The organism is Bacillus sp. AFS059628 (assembly GCF_002571225.1).
Classification (GTDB): Bacteria; Bacillota; Bacilli; order Bacillales; family Bacillaceae_G; genus Bacillus_A.
Map to the genome: position 1 here is coordinate 26,614 of NZ_NVEC01000031.1, position 13,807 is coordinate 40,420.

Below are 13,807 nucleotides of genomic sequence, written 5' to 3' on the forward strand. Positions count from 1 at the left end.
GTAATAATTAATTTATTTAATTTAATAACAATCTATTACTACTATACGAATTCTCCCCCATCTACTATATGTAAGTACCACTTTTCTTATTCTTCTCTATCTATTTAAATTTAATTGGATAGCAAAAGAGCATTTTAAAAAATAAATAATATATTTTTCAAACGCTCTTTTTTCTATTTCCCTTCCGTTACATACGCCCACTTAAAGCTATATTCTGGACTAATATTGTGTTTCACAATTCCTTTAACAGTTGGTTTCATTACATACGCTCTTCCTGTTTGATATAAAGGAACTAGCCCAGCATCTTCTTCAAGGAATAGTTTTTCAGCTTTTCCTAACGTTTCCCAACGTTTCTTCGCATCACCCATTAATTCATTACCTGCTTTTTGTACCATTTCGTCGTATTTTGCATTTGAATAACTCATTTGGTTATATGGACTCTTCGATTCAAACATATCAATAAATGTCATTGGATCCGCATAGTCTGGACTCCAACCTGCATAAGAAATTTCATAATCTTGTGCAGTCTCTAATTTTAATTTTTGTTTGAACGGCTGAATTTTTGTATTAATTGTTACACCTTTTAAATTTTTCTCAATTTGATCTTTAACATAATCAGCAATCTTTTTCGCAGTTCCATCATCATAGCTTAGTAATTCAATTGTAACTTGATCTTTTCCAAGTTCTTTTTTCGCTGCTTCCCAAGCTGCTGCACCTTTTTTCGGATCATATTTCAGACCATTTTTAAATGTATCTTGGTAATCTTTACCGTCTGGTCCTGTCGCAAGTCCTTTTGGTACTAATTGATCTGTTGCTTTTGAACCGTTATTTAAAATAACATTTGCTAAACCTTTTTTATCAACTGATAATGCGATTGCTTCACGTAGTTTTTTGCTCTTTAACGGTGTATCTTGTCCGTTACGCTTTTGATTTAAACGTAAGAAGAATGTACTTGCTTCTGAATACTCACCGTACTCATCTTTGTTCGATTTATATTTATCTACAAATTCTCCTGATAGCAGTGTGAAATCAATTGATCCTGTATCATATAAGTTTACTTTCGTCGCAACTTCTTTTACTACACTATAGTTGATTTCTTCCAATTTCACAGTCTTCTTATCCCAATACTTATCATTTTTCTTTAGCTGCCATCCTTGTTCATGTTTCCATGAAGACATCACGAACGGTCCATTATACACCGTTGTATCTGCTTCTAAACCGTACTTATCGCCTTTTTCTTTTACGAATTTTTCATTTAACGGATAGTATGATGGGAATGCTAGTAAATTCAAGAAATATGGTACTGGTTTTTCTAATTCGACTTCTAGTGTATAATCATCTACTGCTTTTGCCCCCAAATCTGTTAGAGGTTTTTCACCCTTATTAATTGCTTCTGCGTTTTTAATATAGTAAGCAATAAATGCGTATTCTGACGCTGTGTTTTTATCAAGTAAGCGCTGCCATGCAAATACGAAATCTTTCGCTGTTACAGGATCACCATTCGACCATTTTGCATCTTTACGTAATTTAAATGTATATTTTTTGCCATCCTCGCTTTTCGTACTAGATTCTGCAGCAGCTGGGATTGGCTTATTATCTTTATCAAGACGATATAATCCTTCCATCGTGTTCCCTAAAATTTGTGACCCTAACGTATCAGTAGATTTAGAAGTATCCATCGTCGGAATTTCTTGATTCTCTGTACGATTTAATACTTGTTTTGCTGCGTATTTAATTTCGGATTTGTTCTCTTCCCCACCACCATTAGACGTCGTAGTTGTTTTCTTCTCCCCACCAGATCCGGAACACGCTGTCAACGCCATACTCACCGCTAAAACTGGTGCTACAACCGCCGTGAACTTTTTCATCTTTTTCTTCATTTTTGTACCCTCCCCAATTATATGTACGAAACTAATTTTGAGAGATTTTCTAATAAATATTTATCAGAAAATTCTCATTAATTAATATTCTACTAACTTTTCTATTTTTGTAAAGTTATTTTTTAAAATATTTAGAAAATTTATTTTACTTAACGATAGTAACATTCTATTTTCTATGACCATCCTACACGTATCCTCCATCTACTACATTTCATTTCTTCTCTACTCTTTCATTTTCACTTTCAATTGCACAATAAAAAAAGTACTTCAAGGCATGTAGTCTGCTTTGAAGTACTTTTTCAACTCTATTATTTTTCAGTAACATATGCCCACTTATAGCTGTATTCTGGGCTAATATTATGCTTAACAACACCTTTTACATGCGGTTTCATAACATAAGATCTAGCACTTTGATATAAAGGTACAAGAGCTACATCTTCTTCAAGAAGTAATTTCTCTGCTTTTCCTAGTTCCTCCCAGCGTTTCTTCGCATCACTCATTAATTCCCCACCAGCTTTTTTAATTATTTCATCATATTTCTGATCAGAGAAACTCATTTGGTTATGAGAGTGCTTACTTTCAAACATATCTAAATATGTCATTGGATCCGCATAATCTGGGCTCCATCCACCATATGAAATATCATAATCTTGATCTGATTCTAATTTAAGTTTTTGTTTAAACGGCTGCAGTTTAATATTTACTGTTACACCTTTTAAGTTTTTCTCAATTTGATCTTTTACATATTCCCCAACTTTTTTCGCATTACCAGTATCATAGTTTAAAAACTCAATTGTAACTTGATCTTTTCCAAGTTCTTTTTTCGCTTCTTCCCATGCAGCAGCTGCTTTTTTCGCATCTGGTTTAACACCGTTTTTAAACGTTTCTTGGAAGTCTTTCCCATCAGGTCCAGCTGCTAAGCCTTTCGGCACTAAATAATCTGCAGGTTTTGACCCATCATTTAAAATAACATTTGTTAAATTCTTTTTATCAATTGATAGCGCAATTGCTTCACGTAATTTCTTGCTCTTTAATGGTGTATCTTGTTCACCACGTTTCTGGTTTAAACGTATAAAGAACGTACTTGGTTCGTTATACACCCCATATTCCTCTTTATTATTTCTATATTTGTCAACAAATTCACCTGTTAATAAGGAGAAATCAATTTGACCACTATCATATAAATTCACATTAGTTGCTGGCTCTTTTACAACACTATAGTTAATTTCATCTAATTTTACAGTCTTTTTATCCCAATATTGATCATTCTTCTTCAGTTTCCAACCTTGCTCATGCTTCCAATCAGTAAGAACGAACGGTCCGTTATATACAGTTGTATCAGATTCTAAACCGTATTTATCCCCTTTTTCTTTTACGAATTTCTCATTTAATGGATAGTACGATGGGAATGCTACTAAGTTTAAGAAGTATGGTACTGCTTGTTCTAATTCAACTTCTAAAGTAAGGTCATCTACTGCTTTAACTCCAAGTTCTGTTACAGGTTTTTCACCTTTATTAACCGCTTCTGCATTTTTAATTGGGAATGCAATGAATGCATACTCAGCAGCTGTTTTTGGATCTAATAAACGTTGCCATGCAAATACGAAATCTTTCGCTGTTACAGGATCACCATTTGACCATTTTGCATCTTTACGTAATTTAAATGTATATTTTTTACCATCCTCACTCTTCGTGCTTGATTCTGCCGCAGCTGGGATTGGTTTATTCTCTTTATCTAAACGGTATAAGCCTTCCATTGTGTTCCCTAAAATTTGAGAGCCCAAAGTATCTGTACTCTTCGACGTATCCATTGTTGGAATTTCCTGATTTTCTGTTTTATTGAACACTTGTTTCGCTGCTAATTTTTCTTCTGATTTGCTATCTCCGCCAGAGCTAGAATTTGTGCTTGTCTTCTTATCTCCGCCTGATGTAGAACATGCTGTCAATGCCATACTCATTGCTAAAACTGGTGCTACAACTGCTGTTAGTTTTTTCATTTTTTTCTTTTTCACTTTCTGTACCCTCCCTAATTCTAAACGCTCTCATTTAAGAATTTTCTGATAATTCTGTTTTTCTTTATATATTTATCAGAAGATTCTTATTAACTATTATTCTACTAATTTTTTCGGTTTTGTAAAGTGTTATTATTGAAAATTTTTAAAAAATTATTTTTTTACAGTAATATTCATAAAAATCCTATAATCTTTCGAAATACTATACCTCATTGAATGTTAGGTATTGATTTAATAGTCTTTATATCCCCACCGCTATAAACCTCCTGTAAATTATTGTTAATAAATAATGTATATCGTAACAAACCTCTTTTCTACAAAAATAAAAAAGTCAGCATTGCTGACTTTTTTATCCGACCATGTTCTCTTTTTTCATTTCCTCTATTACTCTCGTATACTTCTCTTCATCAAATTCATTTTCACTTTTTGCAACAACTATAGTCGCAATACCGTTACCAATTAAATTGACGATAGCACCTGCCTCTGACATGAAACGATCTACACCAAGTAATAGTGCTAACCCTTCTAATGGAATAACATTCATCGCAGATAACGTAGATGCTAATACAATAAACCCTCCACCTGTTACTGCGGCTGCACCTTTAGATGTAACTAATAAAATAGCTATTATCGTTAATTGTTGACCGAGTGAAAGATCGACGTGAAAGACTTGTGCTAAAAATATAGTAGCCATCGATAAATAAATCGTCGTTCCATCTAAATTAAAAGAGTATCCCGTCGGAATGACTAAACCTACTACTGGCTTCGAACATCCGAAGTCTTCCATCTTTGTCATCATTCGCGGCAATACTGATTCTGATGATGATGTCCCGAGAACAATGAGTAATTCTTCTTTAATGTGAGCTAAATATTTCCACAAACTAAATTTGTACAGTTTACAAATAAAATTTAAAACAATAAAAACAAATAATGCCATTGTCGCATATACACAAATCATTAATTTACCAAGTGGTATGAGCGTGCTTAAACCATACTTTCCAATTGTAAATGCCATCCCACCGAACGCTCCAACCGGTGCTAACTTCATAACAATAGATAAAATATTAAAAAATACTTTTGATAGTCTTTCAAAAAAATCGATAACTGGTTGTCCATTTTTCCCGAGCATCGTTAACCCTGCACCGAATAAAATGGAGAAAAACAGCACTTGTAAAATATCACCTTTTGCAAATGCTTCAAACATGTTAGACGGTACAATATGTAAAAAGAAATCCACCCACTTCATTTCTTGCCCGCTTTGTACATATTGCGAAACATCTCCGCCCTTTAGCTTTGAGGGATCTAATCCATCTCCAGGACGTACAACATTCGCTATGATGATACCAATAATTAAAGCCGCAGTTGTAACAATTTCAAAATATAATAGTGCCTTACCACCAACACGACCTACCTTTTTCATACTTCCCATACTTGCAATACCAAGCACAATCGTTAAAAAGATTATCGGTGCAATGACCATTTTAATCATATTGATAAACGTTTCACCAATTGGCTTCATCTGCTGTCCAACACTAGGCCAAATTGCCCCTACTGCAATACCACAAATAATGGCCACAATAACTTGGAATGTTAAATTTTTTACAATTCTCATTTTTAATACTCCCCTGTTTCTTTCATTTCTCCCATACAATTTCAATAATTGCTAATGATGCATTCTATGTAATAGCCCCCCTGCTATTTAACTTAAACCACATTATTATGTTACACTATTATCCATAACTCCAAAAAAAGTATATAACATTTAAATTTAAATGACATACTATTAAACATAATAAAAAGCAGACATTATGCCTGCGTCAATTCTCCTCAATCTGCTTTTCACTTAATCCTAGATGCGTTCTAAGCGTATTACTCAAACTCTGTAGATCTTTTTTATTAGGATTATAATAATATACACGTTGTCCATTTGGACCGTTAGGTAAATACAAATCATCACCAGCTAGTTGAATTTTTTCAACTGAACCGTTTAAACCGTACTTATAAAATGATAAAATATCATCCATTACTAAGTTTGTTTTAAAATCACCGTCAACCGCCTCAACTATTTTTTCTAGCTTCGTAATCGAGCCTACACTTTTTAATTTGCTTAACATCGCTTCAATAACAAGTAGTTGGCGCTGACCTCTCATTGCATCACTATCAATATGACGCGTTCTTGCCAGTGCAAGCGCTTCTTCCCCTGTTAATTTTTGTAGCCCTTTTTTCAAATGAATCGCGTCAGGTTCATCTTTACTATTTTGCTCCGTAAATTCAACTGGGACATCTACTTCAATCCCATCTAATCCATCAACAATTTTAGTAAATGCATTAAAATTAAACTTCACAAAATAATCAACAGGTACTTGTAACAATTTTTCTACCGCTTCCACTGAAGCTTGCGGCCCTCCATCTTTACCATTTTTAACGAAACCACTTCCATATGCATGCGTTATTTTATCTTTTTTCTTTTCAACTGGAACATATGTATATGTATCACGTGGTATGCTCGTTAATTTCACTGTCTTATCATTTTTATTAAAAGTAGCTAACAGTAGTGCATCTGTATGAAAAGCACCATTATACTCCTTTTGTCGTTCTTGATTTTCATCAATGCCCATAATTAAAAGTGAAACATTATTTGTAATCGGCTTTACAGCTTTCTCACGTAAATTTGATTTTTCACCACGCGCTAAATTCAAACTAGATTTTTGTACGAGATTAGAGGTTTTCATATATATATAAGTACCATATCCAACTCCGCCAAATAGTAATACTACTAACAGTACACTTATTATCATTGTCTTCTTATATTTTCTTTTATTTTTCTTTTCTCTTGAAGAAGAGGTATTCTCCATATCGTTCCCTCCGTTTTCTATTCATCTAATATATTTTTCAATTTTTCATACTTAGCGCTATCCTTTTGAAATACATTCTCTTTTAACCCCTTGTTTATTTGTATCCATTCAGTCGTAATCGAATATTGAATCATACCTTCGTGGAAACTAAGGAACTTTAGCATAATTCCTGTATTTTTCTCTACAACCATTTCAAATTTCCCTCTTAAATCTTCAGATGTACTTACAGGCATTTCTATGTTTATTGTCCCTTCTATTTTGTAACAATCAAGTCCAAGGTACTTCGTTTCTTTATAATTCCAATCTTTATATCGGATTAATAAATCAGCAAATTCTGATTGAATACTATACTTCGCGAATCCTATATATTCATCATCATACCTTTTTTTCTCGCCCGATTTTCTCAATAACCTTTCCGTAGGATTTAATTTTAATAGTTCATAGTTCCTTTCTTTCGGGCTCCATTTCTTCTCTTTGTATGTATACTTCTCATCATCAAATTCTTTTTTCTTACCCTCGTTATATATAATGGTTCGTTTTTTCGTTAGCTTGTCTTCTTTTGAAGAAATTCCTCTTTGTTGCTCCGTATCAATCGCATATTTATATGTTGTAGCAATTCTTGACGAGCTAGAATATTCCTCAAATTGCCCTGAAATATTTTTAAAATGATCAATAGAATCCAGCATCTTTTCATGAATCTTTTCTTTATCTGGATAATTTACATTCGATTTTATTTCTTCTTCATTTTCATAGTCAGAAAAATCCTTCTTCTTTATATATTCAAATACTCCACCATTTTGAGCAAAAATTTGATCAGAAAACTCCGACATAGACACAATGGAAAGTGTTAGAACCGCAGCGCTTATAGCCATCATATAAACTCTGTAACCTTTCTTTTTTACCGGGAGATTATGTAGTGTACGATTAATTTTTTCATTTAACTCTGGTGGTACTATAACATTCTCTTCGTTTATTCTCTTTTTTAATTGTTCATCAAATAATTTTTCGTTATCCATCCTATACACCCCCTATTCCATCTGTAATCGTTTTTGCAGTTGTTCCCTCGCACGTGACAATCTCGACTTTACTGTTCCTTTTGGCACTTCTAAAAGCTTCGCTATACTCTCTTGATTCATATCTTCATAATAATAAAGCACTGTAACAGCTCTTAACTCTTCATGTAATGATTGAATCGCATTACACAAATCTATATCTTCATACTGATCATAAGCACTCATATTGTAATCATTTTCTTCTATTACCATTACCTTTTTGTATGATCTAATAATGTTGTTACACTCATTTATCAAAATACGAATTAACCAAGTTTGGAAAAACTCTTCTTTCTTTAATTTTTTTATATTTTCATAGGCTTTTAAAATTGTTGCCTGTATCGCATCCTCTATATTTGTCTCATCGCGTAACATAGCCTTTGCAATGCGATACATCTTCACTTTTTCTGTATGTATAAGCGCCATAAATGCTTCATGATCACCTTGTTTCGCTAAAGAAACATCCGTTTCTTCTTTTACAATCATTTTATATAAAGGGATTACTTTCACAATTGCTCCTCCTGTTTCATCCTCACTTCAAATTTAACTTTACATGTATTAGACGGATGAGCCTAGAAAAAGGTTCATTTTTTTGAATATTTTCATAAAAAAAGGTAAACATTCTTCATGTTCACCTTTTTTATACGTAACTCTGAGGACATATCCATTTGGCACGACAACTTTAAAACAATTATTTTCTCATCAAAAAAGCCCACTCTATCAGTGGACTTTCTACTTTACAACGGTAAATCCCTCTTCTTAAACACTACAATCGCTACAATGAAAATACAAAGCGCTCCAGAAGTTAAACCTATACTCACTGGCCATATATTATACGTTCCCTCAGCAATTTCTTTCGGACGAAATAGCGTAAATAATGATATATTTCTCATCCACTCTAACTTATCACTTAATTTACCTACCATATCCGTTACGAAAAACAAAATTGTTAAACTTGCTGAGTAGCTAAGTGCCTTTCTTTCGTCGTTACATATACAAGAAAAGAAAAATGAATAAGCACTAACGACTAAAAATATGAGCCCTCCAACTACATTTATCTTCAGGAATAATTCTTTATTTAAGTTATTATCTTCTAAAAACCATTCTGCACCTACTATACCTGCTACATACGTAACAGCTACAATAATCAGAAGTCCCAACATAAGAATAGCCGCTTGTGTAATAGCAATTTGCACTCTAGATACAGGTGTTGCGAGCAAGTATGCCATCGCTCCTTTATCTACATGACGAGCAATTAAATGTGTTGCAACTGTTACACAAAAAATTGTTAATATGATAATAAACAATAGACTATAATATTCGCCAGCTAAAAAATCCATTACATTTTGAATCGGACTTTCCATGCCAACAATTTTTTTCACACTATCAGGCATAGCACTTATTAATTCATTTAGCCCTTTCGCCGATACCATGGAAGGGAATATCCAAATTAACAACCATAAATATAGAGCTGCACCAGTTGCATAACTCAAAATACTTTTTTGTGTTTCTTTCAAACTAGCTAAAAACAATTGCTTATTCATGCTTTACCCCTTCTTTCTTATCGTAATAATGCATAAATAAATGTTCTAAATCCATCGCTCTCGTTTGAAGTGCCGTTACATTATAGTTTGAAAGTGTTTGTAAAACAGCTTGATAGTTTCCTTGTACAATAATCGATGCTTCTCTTCCTTTCACCGCTTCAAATTGCAAGTTACATTGTGTAAGAGATTCAATCTCTTCTTGCGATGATACGGTTACATCTATTACCTGTCGTCTCATACTTTGTAAATCATGAATATTTTCAACCGTTACAAGGCGACCATCTTTAATAATCGCTACTCGATCACACGTACGCTCAATTTCAGTGAAAATATGCGACGACATAAGAATTGTTTTCCCTCTTTGCTTTTCCTCTACTATTAAATCTATAAATACTTGCTGCATAAGTGGATCGAGCCCTGAAGTCGGTTCATCTAAAATTAACACTTCTGGATCATGCATAAAGGCTGCAACAATCCCTACTTTTTGCTTCATACCTTTAGACATTTTTCGAATCGGTGTTTTCACATCAAATTGCAGACGTTCTATTAATTCATCTCGTCTTTTCGCATCCTTTAACCCGCGCATTCCTTGCATTAATTTTAAAAACTCTAATCCGTTCATTCCTTCAATAAAAGAAATTTCTCCTGGTAAATAACCAACTTCTCTTTGAATTTTCGCTGCTTCATCCCAGCAATCTAATCCAAAAATTGTCGCTTTACCATCTGTCGGTTTTATAAATCCCATTAAATTACGAATTGTTGTAGATTTCCCAGCACCATTTGGTCCTAAGTAACCGAATACTTCCCCTTCTTTTACATCAAATGTAATATGAAACAAACCTTTTCCATTTGAAAACTGTTTTGTGACATTTTGAACTGAAATCATAGTTCCACCTCGTTTTTTGAAATATTTAATGTATGATATTTCAAAATTATTGTACTCCTCACCTTTCATATTCGCAACAACTTTTTGAAATATTTATATGTCCATATTTCAAAAATATTGTTTTCCATTATTTTTTCTTGTATATTTTAATTGAGGTGATTGCATTGAACGGCTTTGAAAAAGTGAAAGAAAAGAAAAAACGTGCCATAAAAGAGGCAGCCTTCTTATTATTTTCAGAACGTGGATTTAATGAAGTAAAAATAGAACATATTGCAAAAAAAGCAAACGTTTCTCAAGTTACCATTTATAATCATTTCGGAAGTAAAGATGCGTTATTTCGAGAGCTTATACAAGAATTTATTATATCTGAATTTCAATATTATAAAGATCTTGCAGAGGAAAAATTACCTTTTCATGATATGATGCAAAAAATGATTGTAAGAAAAATGAATACTGGTGGGTTATTTCAGCCCGATATGTTACTGCAAATGATGCAAAGGGATGAAGAGCTCCGAGAGTTTATTTATAGTTATCAAAACGAAAAAATCCTGCCTTGGTATTTAGAAATATTAGAACAAGCACAGCAAAAAAATGAAATTAACCCTCATCTTACTAAAGAAATGATGTTGCTATACATTCAAATGTTCACTAAATTAGGTGATGATTTCGGAGCACATCTTCTTGAGGGAGATCGCGAAAAACATATACAAGATATCGTTACGATGTTCTTTTATGGACTATCCGTCCCAGAAAAATAATGTTTCTATTGAAAAAATAACATCACAAAAAAGCCCTTTGGATATTTTAAATCTCAAGGGCTTTTTCATGTCAAAAATAACTAAAACTAACTTTATCTTAAAGAAGTTAAATGCTGCTTTAAAGATAATACCTTATTATAGATTAACTCTTTTAGCGTCACAGGCTGAATTGAAATAATCGTTTCACCGAAATTTAGAAAATAACTTGAAATAAACTCAACTTCTTGCTTGTTAAAATAGCCTGTTATACTATAATTTTCATTTTCTTTTTGTATCCTCATGGAAGGATAATTCTCTTTATCAAAAATATCTTTTCCTTTTTGATTAACAATGACACTAAAATCAATTGCATCAGGTTTTCTGTGAAAGTTTGTAAGATAACTTAATAGTTCTTCAAGATTTTTTGAATTCGTGTTGCTTGTTTCCTCAATAGAAAGAATTTTATCACATCTAATTATTTGAACATCATTTGTCTCAAAATTAAAGATTTTAGCATACCACTGGCCAAATTTAGATTCGATTCGAATAAATTGGGCGACCAATACTTTCTCCTCATCTTTTTTTAAATATGTTAAATGATAAACTCGCTCAGCAAAAATCCCCTGTAAAATTTCTTTTAAGAATGGACTAAAATTACTATGATTTGTTACTTCAAAGGAAAGCGTTCGTTCCATAATCGAAATGTTTTTACTCACATTATCAGGTAGTACATGTTTAAATTTATTTTCAAGCGCAATACTTTCTATATTAAATGGTTTTGTCTTGTATCCATTTAGTGTAAGAATTGAAAAGTATAACGCATACATTTCATCCACACTAAAATAAATTGGAGATAATACACTATTTTCTATAATTTTATAACTTCCATTTCTACCTAGTTCAGAATATATTGGTACACCTATTTCTTCTAATGATTGAATATCTCGTAAAGCTGTACTTTTAGAAATATCATATCTAACCATCAAATCTTTTAAATTAAAATATCTTTTATTATTTAAGAAAATAAGCATATCATTTATTCGTTCCGTTTTTTTCATATTCCCCTCCCGAAAGGTGTCATGTACTGAAACCTTTTTAGTCTATATTATAATTATTAACGAATAAAGGAGTTGTGAATTTATGACATTAGAAATAGCTATTTTTCTCTCAATGAATGGGCAAGCAAAGGAGGCAATTAACTTTTATACACGTAATTTAGAAGCCAAAAAATTAATGGTTGTTACGTATGAAGAACTGGCGAAAAGAGATCGTTCTTTTAAAATTACAAGTGAAAATAAAGAACATATCGCTCACTCTGTTTTACAAATTGGGAATACAAAGCTAATGATAGCAGAAGATACAATGAATCCTAATGAACGTTATAACGTTGGAAATAACATGTCACTTTGCATTCAAAGCGCTAATTTAGAAGAGATACAAAGGTTTTATAATAATTTAATTTCCGATAAGCATGTGAAAATAATCTCTCCGCTAGAAAAAAATATATTTAGTGAAGCATATGGTATTATTGAAGACCCTTACGGCATACAAATCCAGTTAATGTATGATAAACGATTAAGCTAAATAATTAGCTATATTCACATATCCCTAGTAAAAAAGACACGAAATTCGTGTCTTTTTTACTTTACAGTGATAACTCTACCCGTCTCACTACTTTCAATTGCTAATTGAATAAGCCTAATAACTTCTAATCCTTCTTCTGCTGTCACAGGTGGTTTCTCACCATTTACAATACTATCTCTTACACCTTTATAATACATGTCATAACAGCCAACTTCTGTCGGAATACGTACTAACTCTTCTTCTGTTTCTAGAGTAGCAAAATTCGCTTCAACGTCTACTCCATAACCGTTATCGCCTGGCTTCATTCCATTTTTTAATTGTTCTTCCTGTGAATCCATACCGTATTTCACAATAGAACCTTTATCTCCATGCAGTGTAAAGTGTGGACCTGCTTGCTTTACGTAACTGCTACTATGTAAAGTGATACGTTTCACACCGTAGTGAAGTATAACATGGAAGTAATCATCAATTTCTGCACCTGGTCGTTGTTTGATTACATCTGCACTTATCGCTTCTGGTTTCCCAAATAATGATAATGCTTGATCAATTAAATGCGAGCCTAAATCATATAATATTCCTGATCCTGGTAAGTTCTTTTCTCTCCAGCGGTCGCGTACATGTGGACGGAAACGATCAAAATGCGCTTCATATGCATATACATTCCCTATTCTATTGTCTTCTAACAATTTCTTTATCGTTAAAAAATCATTATCAAAACGACGATTATGATATACACTTAATACTACATTATATTGCTCTGCTAATGAAATAAGCTCTTTTCCTTCTTCAATTGAAACAACAAATGGTTTTTCCACAACAACATGCTTACCGTTTAATATCGCTTCTTTTACATATGGAAAATGAGTTGTATTCGGTGAAGTAATGACCACTAAGTCAATATCAGCTCGCTTCACCAATTCATCAATTGTACTAACGACGTTAGCATTTGGTAATGCTTCTTTTACTACCTCTTCTTTTGAAGATAATACGGCACGAATATCGTATTCCTCTATCGTTTGTAATAATGGGATATGAAATGTTGTACTGGAAAATCCAAATCCTACAATGCCTACACCTATTTTTTTCATGTTGCCCCTCCATCTGTCCCGCTTTAACAGGCAGTAAGATTCCTACCTCAAAATGCAGCGTAAGCAAAGAAATTAAGTAAGGAATCAACTACTCGTTAAAGTCCGATTGGTTCAACTAATAATCAATGGGTGATGAAGAAAACCCCCACTGATTAAAGTTTCACTTTAT

General features: G+C 32.8%; 12 protein-coding genes. 2 read left to right on the forward strand and 10 right to left on the reverse strand.

The genetic code is table 11. The features are described from left to right. Positions 1-173: 173 nt before the first annotated feature. From COL05_RS11685 to COL05_RS11720, 8 genes are all read right to left on the reverse strand, one after another. Positions 174-1,880, reverse strand: a complete 1,707-nt coding sequence (locus tag COL05_RS11685) for a peptide ABC transporter substrate-binding protein (protein WP_098668724.1) — start codon at positions 1,878-1,880, stop codon at positions 174-176. Positions 1,881-2,188: 308 nt separating this feature from the next. Continuing rightward, on the reverse strand, positions 2,189-3,892 hold the full coding sequence (locus tag COL05_RS11690; RefSeq protein WP_142337441.1) for a peptide ABC transporter substrate-binding protein: 1,704 nt from the start codon (positions 3,890-3,892) through the stop codon (positions 2,189-2,191). Positions 3,893-4,241: 349 nt separating this feature from the next. Further along, positions 4,242-5,504 (reverse strand): dicarboxylate/amino acid:cation symporter, encoded by a 1,263-nt coding sequence (locus COL05_RS11695; RefSeq protein WP_098668725.1) that lies wholly within the window; start codon positions 5,502-5,504, stop codon positions 4,242-4,244. Between the two features lie 205 nt (positions 5,505-5,709). Continuing rightward, entirely contained in the window at positions 5,710-6,747 is a 1,038-nt protein-coding gene (locus COL05_RS11700; RefSeq protein ID WP_098668726.1) for an LCP family protein, read from the reverse strand. Positions 6,748-6,764: 17 nt separating this feature from the next. After that, a complete protein-coding gene (locus COL05_RS11705; RefSeq protein ID WP_098668727.1) occupies positions 6,765-7,763 on the reverse strand; it encodes an anti-sigma factor in 999 nt (332 codons plus the stop codon). A 12-nt stretch (positions 7,764-7,775) separates the two neighbouring features. Beyond that, a complete protein-coding gene (locus COL05_RS11710) occupies positions 7,776-8,309 on the reverse strand; it encodes an RNA polymerase sigma factor (RefSeq protein ID WP_098668728.1) in 534 nt (177 codons plus the stop codon). Between the two features lie 227 nt (positions 8,310-8,536). Next, on the reverse strand, positions 8,537-9,343 hold the full coding sequence (locus COL05_RS11715; RefSeq protein ID WP_098668729.1) for an ABC transporter permease subunit: 807 nt from the start codon (positions 9,341-9,343) through the stop codon (positions 8,537-8,539). After that, positions 9,336-10,229, reverse strand: coding sequence for an ABC transporter ATP-binding protein (locus COL05_RS11720; RefSeq protein ID WP_098668730.1), 894 nt, complete (start codon positions 10,227-10,229; stop codon positions 9,336-9,338). The genes COL05_RS11715 and COL05_RS11720 overlap by 8 nt, the downstream gene beginning before the upstream one ends. A gap of 137 nt (positions 10,230-10,366) precedes the next feature. On the opposite strand from COL05_RS11720, the gene COL05_RS11725 reads away from it, so the two are divergent. Next, positions 10,367-10,987 (forward strand): TetR/AcrR family transcriptional regulator, encoded by a 621-nt coding sequence (locus tag COL05_RS11725; protein WP_142337443.1) that lies wholly within the window; start codon positions 10,367-10,369, stop codon positions 10,985-10,987. Positions 10,988-11,079: 92 nt separating this feature from the next. On the opposite strand, the gene COL05_RS11730 is transcribed toward COL05_RS11725, so the two are convergent. After that, positions 11,080-12,024: a helix-turn-helix transcriptional regulator gene (locus COL05_RS11730; protein WP_098668732.1), complete on the reverse strand. Its 945-nt coding sequence runs from the start codon at positions 12,022-12,024 to the stop codon at positions 11,080-11,082. Positions 12,025-12,106: 82 nt separating this feature from the next. Here COL05_RS11730 and COL05_RS11735 point away from each other — a divergent pair, with 82 nt between their 5' ends. Beyond that, positions 12,107-12,550: a VOC family protein gene (locus tag COL05_RS11735; protein ID WP_098668733.1), complete on the forward strand. Its 444-nt coding sequence runs from the start codon at positions 12,107-12,109 to the stop codon at positions 12,548-12,550. A 56-nt stretch (positions 12,551-12,606) separates the two neighbouring features. Here COL05_RS11735 and COL05_RS11740 read toward each other — a convergent pair whose 3' ends face one another. Continuing rightward, positions 12,607-13,638, reverse strand: a complete 1,032-nt coding sequence (locus COL05_RS11740) for an oxidoreductase (protein WP_098668734.1) — start codon at positions 13,636-13,638, stop codon at positions 12,607-12,609. Between the last annotated feature and the right edge of the window lie 169 nt (positions 13,639-13,807).

What these genes read in the sequence shown, in the direction of transcription:
- COL05_RS11695 (WP_098668725.1), bottom strand. Translation starts at nt 5,504, where the DNA reads ATGAGAATTGTAAAAAATTTAACATTCCAAGTTATTGTGGCCATTATT.
- COL05_RS11735 (WP_098668733.1), top strand. Translation starts at nt 12,107, where the DNA reads ATGACATTAGAAATAGCTATTTTTCTCTCAATGAATGGGCAAGCAAAG.
- COL05_RS11730 (WP_098668732.1), bottom strand. Translation starts at nt 12,024, where the DNA reads ATGAAAAAAACGGAACGAATAAATGATATGCTTATTTTCTTAAATAAT.
- COL05_RS11700 (WP_098668726.1), bottom strand. Translation starts at nt 6,747, where the DNA reads ATGGAGAATACCTCTTCTTCAAGAGAAAAGAAAAATAAAAGAAAATAT.
- COL05_RS11720 (WP_098668730.1), bottom strand. Translation starts at nt 10,229, where the DNA reads ATGATTTCAGTTCAAAATGTCACAAAACAGTTTTCAAATGGAAAAGGT.
- COL05_RS11740 (WP_098668734.1), bottom strand. Translation starts at nt 13,638, where the DNA reads ATGAAAAAAATAGGTGTAGGCATTGTAGGATTTGGATTTTCCAGTACA.
- COL05_RS11705 (WP_098668727.1), bottom strand. Translation starts at nt 7,763, where the DNA reads ATGGATAACGAAAAATTATTTGATGAACAATTAAAAAAGAGAATAAAC.
- COL05_RS11685 (WP_098668724.1), bottom strand. Translation starts at nt 1,880, where the DNA reads ATGAAGAAAAAGATGAAAAAGTTCACGGCGGTTGTAGCACCAGTTTTA.
- COL05_RS11715 (WP_098668729.1), bottom strand. Translation starts at nt 9,343, where the DNA reads ATGAATAAGCAATTGTTTTTAGCTAGTTTGAAAGAAACACAAAAAAGT.